16 protein-coding genes are annotated in these 18,107 nt (G+C 49.4%); 6 read left to right on the top strand and 10 right to left on the bottom strand.

Going from position 1 to position 18,107, the window contains the following annotated elements:
- Positions 1–277: 277 nt before the first annotated feature.
- The 4 genes from ACWHYD_RS15265 to ACWHYD_RS15250 all read right to left on the bottom strand — a co-directional run bounded on the left by ACWHYD_RS15265 (position 278) and on the right by ACWHYD_RS15250 (position 4,572).
- Positions 278–1,756, bottom strand: coding sequence for an antibiotic biosynthesis monooxygenase (locus ACWHYD_RS15265; RefSeq protein WP_447962884.1), 1,479 nt, complete (start codon positions 1,754–1,756; stop codon positions 278–280).
- 13 nt (positions 1,757–1,769) lie between these two features.
- On the bottom strand, positions 1,770–2,819 hold the full coding sequence (locus ACWHYD_RS15260) for a cobalamin B12-binding domain-containing protein (protein WP_447962883.1): 1,050 nt from the start codon (positions 2,817–2,819) through the stop codon (positions 1,770–1,772).
- 555 nt (positions 2,820–3,374) lie between these two features.
- A complete protein-coding gene (locus ACWHYD_RS15255; protein ID WP_447962882.1) occupies positions 3,375–3,671 on the bottom strand; it encodes a PepSY domain-containing protein in 297 nt (98 codons plus the stop codon).
- A 751-nt stretch (positions 3,672–4,422) separates the two neighbouring features.
- Positions 4,423–4,572: a hypothetical protein gene (locus tag ACWHYD_RS15250; RefSeq protein ID WP_447962881.1), complete on the bottom strand. Its 150-nt coding sequence runs from the start codon at positions 4,570–4,572 to the stop codon at positions 4,423–4,425.
- Between the two features lie 124 nt (positions 4,573–4,696).
- On the opposite strand from ACWHYD_RS15250, the gene ACWHYD_RS15245 reads away from it, so the two are divergent.
- Complete coding sequence (locus ACWHYD_RS15245) at positions 4,697–5,014, top strand: YtxH domain-containing protein (protein WP_447962880.1); 318 nt, start codon at positions 4,697–4,699, stop codon at positions 5,012–5,014.
- 736 nt (positions 5,015–5,750) lie between these two features.
- Here ACWHYD_RS15245 and ACWHYD_RS15240 read toward each other — a convergent pair.
- Entirely contained in the window at positions 5,751–6,605 is an 855-nt protein-coding gene (locus tag ACWHYD_RS15240; RefSeq protein WP_447962879.1) for an SDR family oxidoreductase, read from the bottom strand.
- Positions 6,606–6,705: 100 nt separating this feature from the next.
- On the opposite strand from ACWHYD_RS15240, the gene ACWHYD_RS15235 reads away from it, so the two are divergent.
- Together ACWHYD_RS15235 and ACWHYD_RS15230 are read left to right on the top strand one after the other, a co-directional pair.
- The gene (locus ACWHYD_RS15235) at positions 6,706–7,746 is read left to right on the top strand and encodes a threonine aldolase family protein (protein ID WP_447962878.1); all 1,041 of its coding nucleotides are present in this window, start codon (positions 6,706–6,708) and stop codon (positions 7,744–7,746) included.
- Between the two features lie 13 nt (positions 7,747–7,759).
- Positions 7,760–8,062 carry a hypothetical protein gene (locus tag ACWHYD_RS15230; protein ID WP_447962877.1) on the top strand — a complete coding sequence of 101 codons (303 nt, stop codon included), beginning with the start codon at positions 7,760–7,762 and terminating at the stop codon, positions 8,060–8,062.
- A gap of 322 nt (positions 8,063–8,384) precedes the next feature.
- On the opposite strand, the gene ACWHYD_RS15225 is transcribed toward ACWHYD_RS15230, so the two are convergent.
- From ACWHYD_RS15225 to bioF, 5 genes are all read right to left on the bottom strand, one after another.
- Positions 8,385–8,819 (bottom strand): hypothetical protein, encoded by a 435-nt coding sequence (locus ACWHYD_RS15225; RefSeq protein WP_447962876.1) that lies wholly within the window; start codon positions 8,817–8,819, stop codon positions 8,385–8,387.
- Positions 8,820–9,219: 400 nt separating this feature from the next.
- Positions 9,220–9,435: a hypothetical protein gene (locus ACWHYD_RS15220; protein WP_342347637.1), complete on the bottom strand. Its 216-nt coding sequence runs from the start codon at positions 9,433–9,435 to the stop codon at positions 9,220–9,222.
- A gap of 18 nt (positions 9,436–9,453) precedes the next feature.
- On the bottom strand, positions 9,454–10,980 hold the full coding sequence (locus ACWHYD_RS15215; protein ID WP_447962875.1) for a YifB family Mg chelatase-like AAA ATPase: 1,527 nt from the start codon (positions 10,978–10,980) through the stop codon (positions 9,454–9,456).
- A 102-nt stretch (positions 10,981–11,082) separates the two neighbouring features.
- Positions 11,083–12,972, bottom strand: coding sequence for a protein kinase domain-containing protein (locus ACWHYD_RS15210; protein WP_447962874.1), 1,890 nt, complete (start codon positions 12,970–12,972; stop codon positions 11,083–11,085).
- A gap of 273 nt (positions 12,973–13,245) precedes the next feature.
- Entirely contained in the window at positions 13,246–14,406 is a 1,161-nt protein-coding gene (gene bioF, locus ACWHYD_RS15205; protein WP_447962873.1) for an 8-amino-7-oxononanoate synthase, read from the bottom strand.
- A gap of 259 nt (positions 14,407–14,665) precedes the next feature.
- Between bioF and ilvB the strand changes: the two genes are divergently transcribed.
- The 3 genes from ilvB (at position 14,666) to ilvC (ending at position 18,095) form a co-directional block, all read left to right on the top strand.
- A complete protein-coding gene (gene ilvB / locus ACWHYD_RS15200; protein ID WP_447962872.1) occupies positions 14,666–16,441 on the top strand; it encodes a biosynthetic-type acetolactate synthase large subunit in 1,776 nt (591 codons plus the stop codon).
- A 22-nt stretch (positions 16,442–16,463) separates the two neighbouring features.
- Positions 16,464–16,985 carry an acetolactate synthase small subunit gene (gene ilvN / locus ACWHYD_RS15195; protein WP_447962871.1) on the top strand — a complete coding sequence of 174 codons (522 nt, stop codon included), beginning with the start codon at positions 16,464–16,466 and terminating at the stop codon, positions 16,983–16,985.
- Positions 16,986–17,081: 96 nt separating this feature from the next.
- Positions 17,082–18,095 carry a ketol-acid reductoisomerase gene (gene ilvC, locus ACWHYD_RS15190; protein ID WP_447965884.1) on the top strand — a complete coding sequence of 338 codons (1,014 nt, stop codon included), beginning with the start codon at positions 17,082–17,084 and terminating at the stop codon, positions 18,093–18,095.
- Positions 18,096–18,107: the final 12 nt, after the last annotated feature.

Here is an 18,107-nt window from a genome sequence, read left to right as displayed (position 1 = left end):
TTTGCACATTCCAATCCGCATGTCTAAGGGAAAAAATTACACCATATGGTTTTGTAGGAGTGTCTACATAAAAGTGGTGCAATATGATGTTCCTTCCATGTTAGGTTCGGATGCCTGGCATTTCTTCACTGTAACGAGAGTCCGGCCTATGGCCAACTGACCAAAACCCTTGAAAAGGAAGCTTCTATGTCGACCTAAAGGCGTCTGAACCTATTGTGGCGGTTTTCAGAGGAGTCCGGCAAGCCGTGGGAAGGCCATGATAAGACGAGCAAAGGACTTACGGGGATGGAGGAACGATGATGGTAATGGTCGTTCCCATTTTCGCGCTGGATGTAATATCAAATTGTCCCTTTAACGCCCTTATGCGTTCCCGGTAAAAGAAGAGACCAAGATGTCCCCGTTCTTGTTCAAGTTGCCGGGTTTCTGGATCAAACCCCTTTCCGGAGTCACTCACCCTTATCAGGAGGACATGTTCCGAAGGGCATTCCCAATGTATCGATGCGGTGGTAACTCCTGCATGTTTTAACACGTTGAACAGTAACTCTCGCACCGTTTTATACACCACGATGCTGATGTCTTCCGCCACCTTCACCGGTAGGATCGTCTCAGGGCTTGCCACGGTTAAACCAAAGCGCTGCATGTCTTCGGAAAGATATTTGAGGGCAGTGAGTAAACCATGGTGCTGGAGTATGGACGGGTTTAAATCAGAGATCAGTGTTCGGGTGAACGTCAATGATTGATCGATCATTCCGTCAACCTCCTGCATCACCTTGGAATGTGACGGAGGAGTGTGCTCATGGTCTATTTGCCCGAGCTTGAGTCTGCAGGCGATGAGCATTTGGGCGAGATAATCGTGTAAATCATTTGCCAGATTTTGACGTTCGGATTGTTCGACAAGGGCTAACTTCACCAACATAGCACGCAATTGTTCCTGATGGTAAACCAGGTCTTTTGTCCGTTCGGTCACCAGCTGATTCAAATATGAATTATTTTCTGACAGTTTGTTCCCGCTTTTTACTTCCTCTCGCATTTTGACCGTCATTTCGTTTTGAATCTGCATGAGTTCCACGAACGCCCTCTGGTTGAACTTTTCCGGTTCTTCCCCGATGAGAATGGTGGTGTCAGCAGAATTCTTCTGCACTAAACAGTCCAGTGTGTGAGGAATTCCTGACGAATCGAGGAAATTAAGTCGCATCCGGTTGCTGTGGCTGGAGATCCCATCTGCAAGGATATCGCGCAGGTGCTTTTGGTCCGGATCAGTGAGAAATTCCCAGATAAATTTTGTCTGCAATTCGGCTCTGGACACATTGAGTTTGGTCAAGAGGACGTCATTGTAGACCTGAATACGTCCATCAGGCGTCATGACGCAATACACAATAGTATCTGTCTGGTTGAGGAATTTTTCCAGGAGCAGGATCGAGTCGCCCAGAAAATCCTGTAGTCCGCCCTGTGGCCCCGTTTGTGGGAGACGCTCCAGTTCCAGGATTTGCGTCACGGTGGGGTCCAGCTTCAGTCCTGTGGGGAGCATGCCGTGAGAAAGGCGATGGTCCGGGCTTTTATGCCAGGCGTGAAAGGTTTCCCGATCCGTCCAACGAGTCACCAAATGGAAAATCGTTTGGTCTGAGTGAGGCGTGTAGACTTCCATCCCTAAAAAGCCCGGAACGGCCTCAACCAATCGCGGGCGCTTTTGAAAGGCTTCGACCACGTCCCCTTCAAGTCCGTTTGCCACCTTAAATCGTGATATGACTAAAACCATTGATATGTGTCCATTAAGGTAATAGTGCCGTTAAGGACCGTAAATCATACGCAAACGCATCGGCGCCTATATTCCGATACACATCTGGAAGTGCACGAAAGGCTGATCCCCCAACCAGGATGCGGGGAGTGGCAGCGGGGGGGAAATGGTTTCGAATGTCCTTGATCAAATCTCTCACGGTCGGAACTTTTAAAACCATGGTTGCCGAAATTCCGACGAGTGTCGGTCGGAAATCCTTAATCAATTGGAGGATAGATTGATGAGGAACGTTCACGCCTAAAAATCGAATGTCCCATCCCTGCATTTCCAGCATGTCCGCGACCATGTGTGGTCCGATTTGATGCAGTTCACCTTCCACGCCGGTGACGATCCCTTTCCCTTGCGAGGGTTGGGCAGGTGTCACACATGTATATAAATTGGCCATGACATATTGGGTGATGGCGGTGGCCACGTGTTCTTGAGCGACGGAAATGTGATTGGCTTCCCAAAGGCTGCCTATCTTATACAACGATTCTTGAAAGAGCTCCACATACACATCCGAGAGAGAGCGGGTATTGGAAAAGGCCTCTAGCGCGATCGTTCTGGCCGCATGGCGATCACCGGCCAAAAGAGCTTGAAGGAAAACCTCCTGATGGAGTGCTAAGGGAGTTGTTGAACGAGCGGAAGTTTGAGGTTCTGGTGGTTCAGATTCTGGGGTCTCCAACAAATGGGACCGAACGACTGTTTTTTCGGGCTCGGTCAGGTGGGGTTCCAATGCATGAGAAATGTGTTCCAAAAATCGCTGTAACACATGTTGTGGAATGTTTCTTGTCTGGAGCACCTTTGTCGTCCAACGCAGATATTGTCTGAATGTGTCCTTGTTTCCAAATTCAATGGCCGTTCTGAGAAAGGTCAAGTGGTAGCGTGCATCGGTGATACAGTGGTTTTTGGCAACTTCTCCCAGTTCTTTGGTCTCGGGATGTTGTTGGAGAAATGTGGTCGTGATGACCTCAATGACGTCTCGTTCAAGAAATCGTATTTTTTCTGCAAGCCGGTGCCGGTCGTGTGTTTGAATGTCTTTCATGTAAATGGGGAAAAGACCCTGAGAAGGATCACTGCTTCACGATGATAAAAAAATCTCAAAAATATGAAGAGGAGCAAACGAAATGGGTCGTGATTCTTCACTTGCCGGTTCACAATGGTCAGAATCAGCATTCTAAGCCTGGTACGTCAGCATGTTCAACCCGAATGAGTCGATGGTCAAACCCTAAGGATGGCTCGTAAGGGTCTGAGGTCCGTGGGGGGGAGGGTCGCAGGATGTCGGTTTTGTTGCTGGATTTCCTGGCGGAGATAACTTTCGATTATTCACGGGGCTTAGCCAGTAAAAAACCATGAGCCGCTCGCAAGGCCGGATATATGCCTGCGATGCGGCTCATTAATTATTAGACAGGCCAATGGTCATTGAATTCGTAGCCTGAATATTCCCCCATTTTTTATATACATGTTCACGCGTGTGTTAAGAAGATGAACGGAGAGTTTCAAGTTACTTTATCTTCACCACCGAAGCCTGTTTTGCCATTCCAAGTCCATCAGTCCATACGGAATGACTTCCAATGTCAGAATCGAGCCATGACCAGGTTTAGTCCTTTTCAATTTTGAGAACCTCTCCTGTTTGGGCATCCACGTATATTTCTCTTGCGGCTCCTGTCTCATCGATGACTTTAACCTCGAACACCGTTTTGCCGTCTTCCTTTTCCAGCTCTGCATTAAATGCCTTTCCCTTTACATTGGTTAGAGCGGTTTGGACGGCCTCGACTAAGGTAACTTTGGTGCCCTGAAGTAATTCTGCCTTATCATCTCCGAACAACGCCCAGGCTGGGTTAACCGATAGAGTGAAAGTGATGGCCATTACACCCGTAATAAGCTGCTTGTTCATAATGAACTCCATTTCGTGCTTGAGAGTGGTTGTAAAGCGCACAAGTTGAAATAAACACACATTAAGGAAATTGATTATGGCAACTCCTTCTGAGTGAGAATAATGGCTGAACCTCCATCCGTAATCATTGGACAAATTCCCGAGCGTTCTTTCCAGGTGGTCCAATGCTGAGACAAAAACACTTGTTCAGACAAGCCATTGACATGAAACGATGTCCTTAATGAAGGAAACGGGTATCTCTTGGATGCAGGGAATCCGAATATTGGGGCCACAATACCAACGGAAATGTCGGTTACGTTTCGATATCAGGAACAAGCGGGGAATCTTCTGCATTCTTTGTCAGAGCTGATGGCATCGAGGCAGCCTATATCCCCAGAGGGAATAACAACCACGGTCAGAAAGGTTGCTAAAGAGGAAAAATTACAGACATAATTGTCTCGAAATGTTTTTCGAGAGTCAGGAAAGTGGAGAAATGCCGGAGAGTCCGGCTATGAAACTCTAAAGGGTTCATTGATCTTTTAGCGTCATATACTCCGTTTTCTGGAAGAAAGTGAGGTTTTCCGGATGAATACCGTCTGTGCCCATCCCCCATGTTCATGCGAAAATTTAGAAGGCGAGGAATACTGTTCAGAAGAATGTGCGAATGTCATTACCGCGCCGGTAGGGAAATGTCGGTGTGGCCATGATGGTTGTGAAGGTTATTTGAAATATCGGGACGCCCAGACCTAACCGTCATTCCTGTTGGCTCCGCTCATGTGGCATAGTTGTCAAAATCCCGGTTCTTCTTCCGGAGGGAAACATGATGGTCGGTAATATGATCTGAAACATCCTCTGCTACAAATAATACCTTCGTCACACGATTACTATGGTGCATCATCACATTTCCTAATTTCTGAGACATCGTTGTGGACTACTTTTTGATGATCCCTCGTAGTGATTTGTCTATTCACCATGGTTCGTCTTCATGGTACTTATACATTATGGAAATCGTTAATCGAAACTAAACACTAGAAGTGAGGAAATGTATGCGTCACCATGAATCAGATGTCGTAGATGGAAAGATGTTAGGTGTATTTGCCATGGGCTTAATTATTGGATCTGTTGCCACATTACTACTTTCTCCTCAGTCGGGACGTGACTCGCGGGAGCAAATTCGTGATTATGTTCGTCGAAAAGGAGAAGATTGGAGTGATTTGCAAGAAAAAACTGTTGAGACCTATCAAGACATCGTGTCCGGCACGCATAAGGGATTGGCAGAGATTCAGGAGACGATAAGAGAGGCAGTCCATGCCGGAATGGATGAATTTCGTAAGGAATGGAAGGACGTCAAAAACAATCGATAGAAAAGAACCAAGACAGTTGTGTGAATGAGAAATAACTGAAGACGGTCATGGTTGTGAAATACTCTGCCATTGATGAACCAGATGAAGAAGCAGAGAACAAATTAAACACAATGTGGAGTAATTCTTTTCCGTCTTCGCGAACAGCTCCAAGTTTCGTTTGAATCAATTTCCCATGACCCATTTAAATAGACCTCAGAGCGCATGCTGCCCCTACTTCGGATAGGATAAGCTCGCACTCTGAGGCCGGATTCGGTCAATTTCAGGTGTCGCCGATCAGAAGATCGCAGTGCTGGAAGCTTTTGTTCAGGCCCTTAAACTCCTTCCGCGGTCTTCCGCCAACCGTGCTGTTCTTTACCGACGCTCGTTTAATTTTTTTTGAATTGATCAAAAGGGTGTGTTCTTACCCTCGCTTCCCCATTTTCAAAGGCCGGATAACCGCCAAATTTGTGTCCTGGGATTGTTGCATCCGCAGCGTCTCCTCATAGTGCCAGGGTGACATCCCTTGAGATCGACTTCCACGAATTCTGTCGGCTGAATCTATCTCGATTTGCGAAGAACGGCCAGGCTTGTCCAGAACAGACAAGGCCTGTCTTTGTTTGCCGATTTGCAGGTCGTGAGGCATATGATATTGCAGGGGGCAGGGCCCGAAAAAAAAGAACCTGGACTAGCAGGTGGTAGGTAGGACCGTGTTTTTAGGAGTCTTCTGTAATCCTAAAAAAGGTGTGTTAAAAGAATTTTACCTTTCAGAGGTGACGGTCATCTTGCGGGCTTCTTGTAGAGAAACCCTCGGTTTTTTGAGGAGCCGTTCGGATCGGGAGGAGTCCATGGTGAGGTTTTTGGGGCGACACAATCCGGATTCCTCGATTGTTCCCTTTTGAATATTCAGTGTCTGTGTGACTCCAAAGTGCCTGAGCAATCCCATCCCCAATTCCCACCGGTTTAGGCTATCTGGGCCGCCTAGATGTAAGATTCCCGGGATATTCTTGGTGGCGACTTCCAGTAACAGTTCGGCAAGATTTTCCACCCAGATGGGACAGCGAAGTTCATCTATGAACAAGCGGTACTGTTCGCCGGTTTTTGTGGATTCGATTAAGCGTGTCGTCTGGCGGTCCGGTGTGCGCAAATCATAGAGCAACGAGGTGCGGACGATGGTGGCCTTCGGATTCAGGGAGCGGATGAGTTCTTCCGCCTGGGCTTTGGCCTTACCGTAGGGGTTGATGGGGTTCGTGGGGCATTCTTCGGTATAGGGCGCGGAAGTCCCATCAAAGACTTGATCAGTCGAAAGGTGAATGAAACGAATGTTTCGTTCTACTGATTGCATGGCAAGGAGTCCTGCTGCAGGGAGGATCGCTTCAATTCCTTTTCCCTGGTCCGAGCAGGCGGTGTGAATAATGACGTCCGGTTGCACCCGATCCATGAGGACTCGAACTTCCTCGGGGCTTTGGAGATCACACACATGAAAGGTTACGCCGGGAAGGGATGTGGAGGGCGTGGCGTGCAGCGTTCCGGCTGCGACAAATTGATTGGCCCGACGAAGGAGGTGATTCCCTAAAAAGCCCGCTCCGCCGGTGACGAGGAGACGTGGTTTCATCGTCCGCATTGTAGACCAATGCCAAAAGGAAAATCTTGTGTGATGGAGGACGGTTCCTTAGAATACGAATAGAATATATCCTTGTTGAAGGAATTGATTTATGCAAAAAATTGATTTACGTAGCGACACCGTGACGAAACCGACACCGGCCATGCGAGAAGCGATGGCTCAGGCTGAGGTGGGCGATGATGTGTATGGAGAAGATCCGACCGTGAATCGCTTGGAAGCCATGGCTGCGGATATGTTAGGCAAGGAGGCCGCAGTGTATGTTCCATCAGGGGTGATGGGCAATCAATTGGCCCTCCGGTTACATACGCGGCCTGGTGATGAAGTGATCGTTGACAGTACATCCCATCTCATTCGCTATGAAGGTGGATCGGCGTCTTCACTCTCCGGTGTCCAATTGTGTTGTGTGCCGGGGGATCGTGGACGCCTGTCGCCGGAATTGGTCAAGGCGGCCATTCGGCCAAAGGGTCTTCATAATCCTCCATCCACCTTGGTGTGTCTTGAACAGACACATAATGTGGGTGGAGGATCGATTTATTCATTGGAGACCATCAACCGAATTGCAGAGGTGGCCCGTACCCATGGCCTGGCCCTGCATTTGGATGGTGCCCGATTGTTTAATGCAGTGGTCGCAACCGGGGTGGCGGCGGCTGACTATTCTCGTCCTTTCGATACGGTGTCCTTTTGCTTGTCGAAAGGTTTGGGGGCTCCCATTGGGTCGCTGGTGGTGTCGGATACGGCACGAGTTCAAACATTGCGCCGCCTTCGCAAAGTGTTTGGCGGAGGAATGCGGCAGGTGGGAATTCTGGCTGCGGCCGGTGTGTATGCACTTGAGAACCATATTGCCCGATTGGCTGAGGATCATGCGAATGCGCATTACCTGGCGACTCTGTTGGAGGACATTCCCGGCGTGGTGGTGGATGTTAAGGCTGTGGAGACCAATATGGTGATGTTTCAGGTCCCTCGGTCATTGAAAACGACCGAGGTGTTATTAGCTGACTGCCTAGAGGCCGGAGTCCTGTTGAATGCCATGGGAGATCGGGCGTTTCGGGTGGTCACGCATTTGGATGTTAATCATGAAGACATGGTCGCCGCGGGTCGGATCTTCAGGCGTGTTTTTTCAGCCACGGAGTGAATTTCCACTCTCTATGAGTTCTTGGACAGAGCCTGGCACCGTTTCTACAATTTCATTGATCAGCATGGCGAAGGGAGTCGACGTGAGTTTATTGGATACGGTTTCGTTTCAACACATCACGAGGATTTTAGAAGTGATAGATGATTTGGATATTTCACGAGAGGCGGTGGAAATCCCTCTCTCCCCGGCAAGTCCTGGAGTGGTTCGTCGGTTGCCCAATGGTAAGTTGGAAATTGTCGTGGATGCCGACCTGCCCTTTGATGAGTGGGTACAGACGTTGCCTGAAAAAGTCCGGGCGCAAATGCCAGACGATTGAGTCCGAATCATTGGGTTGTGTAAGTAAGAGGTTGGCAAAGGAGGCCAACCACATGGCTGTGCGTGTCGAGAGTGGCCTGGGATACCCTTTGGTATTGTTGTCAGGAATGTGGCCGTTTGTGGACGTATCAGGGGTCGGATGTCGTGGCATTGGACCTCTGCAGTTCCCTGGGCCATGGCCATTGTCGGGGACGGCGTCCGCGGACAAGTCTGTGCAATTTGTAAAGGGCGGTGGCATGCGCCGTCGTCTGAAATTTAAAGACCGTGATTGTATGGGGAAGTCAAGCGATTGGCCTCAACGAACCCACGATTCCTTAGCTCATTTACTGAGAGCCAACAGCGACTGCTTGGCCCTTCATGTCGGTCTCGCCTGACCTTTCTGTGGTTTTTTCCACTGACCATTCATTGGGGGTAATCTTTAAGAGATGACCTTTGAGCGTATAGAACTCGCCTTCCGGTATTTCCACCTGATCAGTGCCCGTCACGTTGATGGCCAGCACGCGTTTTTGATCCCCTCTGTTGGATAAAACCAAGCCGGTCTCCAACCGTTCCAGGTGATAGGCTCCCTGTTCGTTGATGACCAGAGAATTGGCTTCTATCTTTGCGTGAATTTTCCCAACTTTATCGAATATGGCAAAGTTTACTCGGACAGGGGTTTTTCCGGTTTGTCGGAGTGTCATTTCGATTTGAGGGAGTCCGTCGACTTCAACAATTCCATTGGAATTGCGGTACCAGTGCGGTCCGACTTTCACATCCATGCCCAAAAGCCTCCTTTTTTCGTCAGTGAATAGACTAAATACTGAATCGTATTGTACTGACCGGATCAGCCTGGTGGCTAGAGGAAATGTTCCGGAGGAGCGTTGAAAGCAAAGGTTGCACTCTTCGTGAGGCTTTTAGGAATGTGTTTTGGCTGCTTGGCCATGGTCTAGTTCCCCGTCGGGTTTCTGGTAAACGTGTGTTGTTGAAAAGACAAAATATTAAAAATTGGCATCAGCCCCAGGGATTTGTGCAACCATCCCAAAATTGCCCATTTGACTCTTGCTGTGCTGCAACTGCAGATAGGGTTCGAATTTCAGGAAGGGGTTTGAATGAGTCTGTGAGGGACCTTGGGATGTGATAGGGGGAATTAAACTGAAAGGCCGTCAATGGTTCCCTGAGTCAGGACTTATCTTTGATTCGATTCAGAATGAGGGCAATGCACCCACCCAATAGACCTCCCCCAAAGATCGGGGGGCCCAACTCGACCAGCTTGATTTCCCATATGGGTTCATTCGCTAACATCAGATCGCGGACCCCCCCTTGAATCATAATGACAGCGAGGGCCATGAGAGAACCAATAATGAACCACCATCGAAAAACTTTAAACGATTCCATGAAATGTCCTTATGCCAATTATGCCAGAATGGGTCGATCTAATGTTCGGTACTGAATCGCTTCAGCAACATGTGTGGATGAAATCATAACCGATTCTCCTAAGTCGGCAATAGTTCGGGCCACACGTAAAATCCGGCCATACGCCCGCGCAGATAGTCCCAGGCGAGTGACGGCTTGATCCAACAGTGTGTTTCCGGCTTGATCCAATTGGCAATATTTTTTGAGCAAGCGAGGCTTAAGCTGTGCATTATTTAAGGTCTGTTCCGCACTGTAGCGCTCGATTTGACAATGTCGTGCCCGGATCACCCTGTCTCGAATTTTCGAAGAGGATTCACCGATTGTCCTACCCGATAGTTCTTTCACCGGGACGGCAGGAACTTCGATGTGGATATCCAGTCGGTCGAGGAGCGGGCCGGACAGACGGCTTCGATACCGTTGAATGTGATAGGGCGTACACACGCATTCATGGGTGGGGTCTCCGCAATACCCGCATGGGCAGGGATTCATCGCGACGATCAACATGAGTCTGGCTGGAAAGGTTAGGCTGGCATGGGCGCGGGTCAGTGTGACGGTTCCATTTTCCAGTGGCTGGCGCAAGCTATCCAAGAGCGACCGCTTAAATTCCAAGGCCTCATCTAAAAAGAGGACGCCATGATGTGCCAGAGAGACTTCTCCGGGACGGGGGATGGATCCTCCTCCAACGAGGCCAGCTTCTGAAATGGTGTGATGGGGAGCCCGAAAGGGGCGATTGGCAAGGAGGGCCGCATGAGGTGGAAGGTTTCCCGCTACACTGTGGACCTGACTGGCTTCCAAACATTCCTGAAAGCTCATGGGTGGAAGAATACCTGTTAACCGTTGGGCTAACATGGTTTTTCCTGATCCTGGTGGTCCCACCATCAGAAGATTGTGCCCGCCTGCCGCAGCCACCTCCAGGGCACGTTTGGCCTGATATTGTCCCACCACATCGGCAAAGTCTTCCTCGATAGAGGAGGGGCCGGCTTGCCCAATAGAGAAGGTATTTTTTGCAGGAAGGAAGGTGAGGGACCCCTGAAGAAATTCCACCACCTGAGGGAGGGTGGAGACGCCAAACACGGTGGCATGGTCGACCACGGCAGCCTGCGAGGCATTGTCGTGCGGTAGAATTAATGAAAAGGGGTGATGGGTGGCAATGGCCATGGACAGCGCTCCGGGAACTGCTTTGATTCTGCCATCCAGCGCCAGTTCACCGACAAAAATGTAGGACATGACCTCTTCCTGGGACAGGACGCCTTCAGCTACCAAAATGCCAATGGCAATTCCCAACTCAAGTCCTGCTCCTTCTTTTTTCAATCCGGCCGGGGCCAAATTAACGGTGATTTTTTTTGCTGGGAAGTGGAACCCGGTATTTTTGAGTGCGGATCGAACCCGGTCTCGACTTTCACGAACAGTCGCATCCGGTAGCCCCACGATGGAAAATTGCGGGAGGCCACCGCCTATATCCACCTCAATTTCAATGAGATTAGCGTCTAATCCCACCAATCCCACACTTTGAATTTTGGCTAACATGCCTGTTTCATATATTTAGATTACAACCTGTAGGGTCTGTTTATTCAAGGATTATAGGTAGCGTTCATGGAGGTACAGAGAATCCGTCATGTGAGCCTGTGGTTATGGGGGAGATACTGGTGACGGAAGAGCCGGGAGTTTCGGTGAAGGGGGAAGGGACGGTGAATTTGGAGCAGATGGAAGTAAAGTGCCTGGTCCATCTTTTGGAACTATGGGTGCGGTCTCAGGGCTCTGCACCGAATCCAATATGTCTTTAAGTTCCTTGCTTTCAACGTTGTCCAGCGATTCTGCGTTCGGGGAGAGAGCCGAGTCCTGTATGGGTTGGGGTCCCGTGTGGGAAACCTCTGACGACTCTTTAGAGTGTGAAGAATGTTTATCAGGGTCTGGGGGGACACCCGCCTGATCAGTTTCCGACACGATTGCTGGAGGCCTTGGTGTGGACTCGGGTAGGGTGACCGGAGTTGTCGGTTTCTTGAGCAATGGTGGATTGCCAATCGTGAAATTGTCTTGGGGTGGCAACGAGTGAGGTTGAGCCGTAACTGGTTTGGCTTCGGGTTTGGGTTGCGGGCCCAAGTTCTGAGATTGTGTCCTTGTGCGTTCCGGTGTGGAAGGCAATGGCGTTCCTGAGTGTTGTGATACATCAGGTTGCAATGGGTGATCCTTTGTCACCACGGGTGTCGGCATTGGTGGTGTGGTCCTGATTGAGGGATCGCCTTTTGATGTGTCATTGGTATTTAGGCGCGGCTCCTCCGCCTGTGAGGAATGGGGTGGAGAAGAAATTTGGGGTCCAGGGGTCATGGTCCTGAACGGGTCAACTGGAGGAACTGAAGGGGCCGGTTCGTTGATTCGTGGCTGCTCTGGGACCCTGAATTCAGGGGATGTAAGAAACGGGATGCCGAGCTTTTCCTTGTAGATATAACCCATGGTGCCACCAAGCAAAAGGAACAAGCTGATTCCAATCGTTACGCCTAATTTTTTTCTCGTCTTGGCTTGGTGTATTCCTTGATAGTCGGTAGAGTGTTTCGGCCGGGTCACGGCAGGCGGTTGGTTTGAAGAGGGTACTGATACTGGTGCCTGTGGTGGAAGGCTCGGTGCCTCTACCTTGGTTGTTTGGATTTCTGGCGTTGGTTGAGGTTCTGCAGGGGCCACTGGGGGCTTCAAAACGTCAGGGGCAAATTTTGCCAATTGCTGATTCAAAATCGTGAGAACATGGGTGGCATCTTGAAGTCGCTGTGAGGACTGATTCCGGGTCATTTGGCGGATAAGCTCGCAGATGGCTTTTGGGACATGGTCCGGGAAGTCAAACACTGGGTCAGCCTGGTCGAAAGCCAGTTTTCCCATAATCGATGTTTTTGGGAGACCTGAATAGGGCACTCGCGTAGTGAGCATGTCGTACATCATGAATCCCAAACAGTACAAATCGCTGCCGAGGGTCAGGAGTTCGCTTTTGGCAGTTTCCGGGAGCAGGTAGGGTAATGGTCTGAGTAACTCAGCATCACAGTTTTTTAGGATGTCCATCAGGATCCAGGATAATCCGAGGTCCATGACTTTGATCTGGCCTTGAGGGCCGACCAGGACATGACCTGGATGGAGTGTGCCGTGAATGATCCCTTGAAAGTGGATATGAACTAACACTTCCGCAATTTCACGAGCCAGCATGAGCATCTTTTCGACTGAAAGAGGCCCCTCACTCTGAATGACGTGTTGGAGACTGGGAGCGTCAAAGAATTCCATGCAGACGATAGGTGTGCCGTCCTGCTCTTCCACTTTGAAGATTTCAATGAGATTGGGATGCTCCAATCGAAGGAGCGATTGGGCTTTTTCGATGAAGGCTCTTCCGCGAATGAGCCGACCATTGATATGGGTATGATAAACCTTAATCGCCATTTCCTGCCGAAGTTCGAGATCATACCCATAGTAAATAGTCCCGGTTTGGCCTTTGGCTATTTCTCCTTGTATTTCAATTTTTCCCGGCAAAAGCTGTGTATTCATATGAATAAACCTAACCGTTTCAATGAACCTTTGTGAGAAATGAAGACGTGATGGTGATCGTGGCCCATTGAAACGAAGACACACTTATCAATAATAATGAGGAAATCTCGGACCCATGGAATTCCTGCTCATCTTGTCGGAATACCGTTTGATTTTCTTGAATGGAGGGAATTCTTGATCGCTTGGAGTTTCGAATGTAGGTCAGCAGAGAAAGGTGTCTTTTTAAGATCAGCTGGTAGAAACAAGAGAAGCCCAAGGGCAGCAATTCTTTTCTCAGAGAACCCTAAAGGCTGTCCCCACTTTCCGTAATGCCCGGAGGGCAGTTTCGAGATGCTCTGGCGAATGGTCAGCTGTGACCGTGATTCTGAGGCGGCTGGTCCCTTTAGGCACCGTAGGGGGGCGGACAGCAGGAATCCACACTCCTTCTGCTCGTAGATGTTGGCTCATTTGGACTCCGAGTTCCGGGTCGTTCACCATGATAGGGAGAATAGGGCTCTGGGTGTTGGTCAGTTCAAATCCCATGGTTACTAAGCCGTGATGCAAAAATTCCCGATTGCGCCAGAGTTTTGCCCTTCGTTGCGGTTCTTCTTGAATGACTGACAGGGCTGCACTCGCTGCTGCGGCGATGGCTGGTGGCGGGGCAGTGCTATAGATAAATGATCGTGCGGTATTGACCAGATAGGCCACGAAATCTTTCGGCCCGGCGACAAATCCGCCACTACCCCCAAGAGCTTTACTGAGGGTACCCATCTGCAGGATGCGGCGGGGGTCTAACCCAAAATGTTCCACCGTGCCTCGACCGGTTGCGCCCATGACCCCTGTACCATGTGCGTCATCAATGAGCAGGATGGCACCATACTCTTCTGCCAATTGGGCTATCTCAGGCAGCGGAGCCACATCTCCATCCATACTAAACACCCCTTCAGTTAGAATGAGCGTCGAGGCTCGGGAACGTGGTCCGGACAGAAGGCGCTTGAGATGGCCAACGTCATTATGGTGGAAGACGCGCAATGTGGCCCGGCTGAGACGGCAACCATCAATCAGGCTGGCATGGCAGAGTCGATCCGCCAAAATCAGGCTGTCCGCCGTGGCAAGATTCGGGATAACTCCTATATTGGTGGCGTATCCTGAAGAAAAGGTGAGAGCCGCTTCTGCGTTTTTAAAACTGCCCAATTCCCTTTCTAATACGTGATGAGGAGTGATGGTGCCGGAAATTAATCTAGAGGCTCCAGATCCTACCCCAAATTTTTCGATGGCATTCACGGCGGCCTCTTTTACCTTTGGATGGTTGGCCAGTCCAAGATAGTTATTGGAGGCAAAAAGGAGGACTTCCCGCCCTTCCACTGAAATAACCGGATTCGAGGGGGAGTTGATGAGAGATAATTCCCTCAGGAGGTGTTGTTGCGCTCGGGTCTGAAGCTCTTCTTTGAACATTGAGATGCCCACAGAATTTTGGAATTCTAAGCTAGGGAGCCCGGGATCCACAGGTATTTCGTAATGCGATCAACCCTGTTACAATAAATGTTGACTTGAAAAAACCATAATGATTACCATGGTTTATTTACTTCCCCAGACAATAAAATTATCACAATTGGGGAATCTTTTTTGTTGGAGAGGTTTTTGAGGGAATTTCCCGTGACGATGTGGTTCACCAGGTCTCGTCCAACGTCAAATTAACCAGAGGGTGAGAATCATGAAAATCACTGGTGCAGAAATTTTTTTAGAAGCATTAAAGCGTGAAGGCGTGAAAACCATGTTTGCCTTACCAGGCGGAGTGGTTCTCAAAATATTCGATGTCTTGCACCAGCAAAAAGATATTCGGGTAATCCTGACTCGGCATGAACAAGGTGCCGGGTTTATGGCCGTTGGATACGCGAAAGCCATGGGCAAACCCGGTGTGGCGCTCATTACCTCGGGCCCCGGAATGACAAATGTTATCACGTCTCTTGCAGATGCGTATATGGATTCAGTTCCCATCGTCGTTTTTTCAGGACAAGTTCCGACCGCATTGATAGGCAATGATGCCTTTCAAGAGGCAGACAATATTGGTCTCAGTCGTCCATGCACCAAATATAATTTTCTAGTCAAGGACGTGAACGATTTAGCGCAGACGATTAAGGAAGCGTTTTATATTGCCACCACTGGTCGTCCTGGCCCGGTTTTAGTCGATATTCCTAAGGATATTTCGCTGGACAAAGCGGAATTTCACTACCCGACGTCTGTCTCCATTCGAGGATATAATCCCACCTACGACGGAAGTCGTTGGAAAATTAAGCAAGCAGCGGACGCGATTATGAAATCCAAGCGTCCTATATTATATGTGGGTGGCGGAGTGGTGTTGTCTGGAGCTTCTCATGAGGTGAAGGATCTGGCGGAATTGACTCAAATCCCGGTGGATATGACGTTGATGGGGTTGGGAGCATTTCCTGGCAATCACCCATTGTCCCTGGGAATGTTGGGCATGCATGGAACGTATGTCGCGAACATGGCTATGCATTATTCTGACCTGGTTATTGCCGTTGGGGCACGATTTGATGATCGAGTGACGGGCAAGGTGTCAGAGTTTTGTCCCGATGCGACTATTATTCATATTGATATTGATCCGACCTCCATCAGAAAAAATATCCAGGTAGACATTCCAATTGTGGGTGACTGTAAGCGGGTGCTCACCGAATTGAATAATATTCTTCGTGCCACGGTAAATGGGAATCAAAAAGAACAACGGAAGCCCTGGTGGGATCAACTGAATGCCTGGAGGGAAGCACACCCACTGCACTATGACCAAGATCCTGACGGATTAATTAAGCCACAATTTCTTATTGATCGTCTGTATCACTTAACGAGCGATCGAAATCCTATTTTGGCCACGGATGTCGGTCAACACCAAATGTGGGCAGCGCAATATTTTAAATTGCAAAATCCTCAGTCCTGGTTAACATCCGGTGGTCTTGGAACTATGGGTTTTGGGTTGCCGGCCGCTATGGGTGCGCAGGCTGCGTTCCCGGATCGTCTGGTTTTGTGCGTCGCTGGGGATGGCAGTATTCAAATGAATACCCAGGAATTGGCGACTGCGGTCGTCGAGCAACTACCAGTTAAAGTGTTTATTATTAATAACCGGTTCCATGGCATGGTTCGCCAGTGGCAAGATTTGTTTTATGAAGGCCGGTATGCCTCAAGTTACCTGGGGACCGTTCCTGATTTTGTTAAATTAGCTGAAGCCTATGGGGCTGCCGGTATCCGGATTGAAAAGGTGTCGGAGATGGATAGCGGCATTCGTGAAGCCCTTTCCATTAAGGGGCCAGTCGTGATTGATGTCCCGACCTACCAGTTTGAAAATTGTTATCCCATGATCCCGGCCGGAGGCTGTAATCATGAAATGTTGTTAGGGGATCCCCCGGACTTGAAGAAACCCAATGCGATGCAAAAAATCGGGACTCAGGCGGATTCAGATTCTGTCATCACAGCTTAGAGTACAACTATAAAAGGGTATTATGGAGCACATTATTTCCTTGACCGTAGAGAATAAATTCGGATCATTGTCTCGAATAGCGGGCCTCTTCAGCGGGCGGGGTTTTAATATTGAAAGTTTGTCAGTGGCCCCCACTCTGGATCCCTCTGTGTCCATGATGACAGTGGTGACTAAGGGGGATGATCCGATTATCGAACAAATCCTGAAGCAGCTGAACAAACTCATTGATGTGATAAAAGTCGTTGATATTAGCGAAAGCGAGTTTGTTGAACGAGAGACTGCGCTCATTAAGGTTCATACCCGGGCAGAGGATCGAGCGGAAGCTCTTCGCATTGCGGATATTTTTCGAGCTAATGTTCTGGATTCCTCTCCGACCAGCTACACTATTGAAGTCACTGGAGATGTGAGGAAAGTCCAGGCGATCATCAATCTCCTGCAGCCACTTGGCATCAAAGAGCTGGTACGAACCGGCAGAATTGCCATTGGGCGCGAACCGACACGCTCGACACAAACCCAATCCCGACCGCTTGCGAAAGCGAATTAATCAGGCCAACCAACACCTGCCTTTAGACTGAGGGGATCCGTCCACCCTGATCGACGGAACGACTAAGGACTATTTTATCTTTATGAGGAGTGCATGATGAAAATTTATTATGAAAAAGATGCAGATCGACAGATTTTAGCCCAAAAAACTGTGGCCGTCGTGGGTTTCGGTAGCCAAGGTCATGCTCATGCCTTAAATATGCGGGATAGTGGTCTTCAAGTAGTCGTGGGTTGCCGGGAGGGTTCGTCATGGAACAAGGCGGAAGCGGCCGGGTTGAAAGTCATGCCGACTGCAGATGCGGTGAAAGGTGCCGATGTGGTGATGCTGTTAGCTCCTGATGAAGCCCAAGCCGCCATTTACAATAAAGATATTGGTCCAAACTTGAAACAGGGAGCCTATCTGGCCTTTGGGCATGGGTTTAATATCCATTTTGGGCAAATTCAACCTGCCAGCCATGTGAATGTATTTATGGTGGCTCCCAAGGGTCCAGGGCATCTGGTCAGGTCGGAATATACCAAGGGGACGGGCGTACCATGCTTGTTAGCCATTCACCAGGATCCCGGCGGTCAGACAACCAAGGTCGGATTGGCCTATGCCTGTGCGATTGGCGGAGCCAGAGCGGGTGTCATCGAAACATCCTTTCGAGAAGAGACGGAAACGGATCTTTTTGGGGAGCAGGCAGTCTTATGCGGAGGGCTTACCTCCCTGATTCAGGCAGGATTTGAAACCTTGGTCGAAGCCGGTTATTCGCCTGAAATGGCCTATTTCGAGTGTTTACATGAAGTGAAGCTTATCGTGGATCTCATCTATCAGGGTGGCATTGCCAATATGCGATATTCTATTAGCACGACGGCCAAATATGGCGATGTGACAAGAGGACCACGTGTGGTAACCGATGAGACGAAGAAAGTGATGAAAGAGATTTTGGGAGAGATCCAAAGCGGTCGATTTGCCAGAGAGTGGGTACTGGAAAATCAAGCGAACCGGCCCGTGTATAATGCTCTTTTGAGAAGGGGAGAGGAGCACCCCATAGAAGAAGTCGGTTCACGGTTGCGCGGGATGATGCCTTGGCTGCAAAAAGATCAGCTTGTGGATAAACAGAAAAATTGATGAGAACGTTGC

It is taken from the genome of Nitrospira sp. Ecomares 2.1 (assembly GCF_965152585.1).
This window is presented reverse-complemented; position numbering and strand designations above follow the sequence as displayed.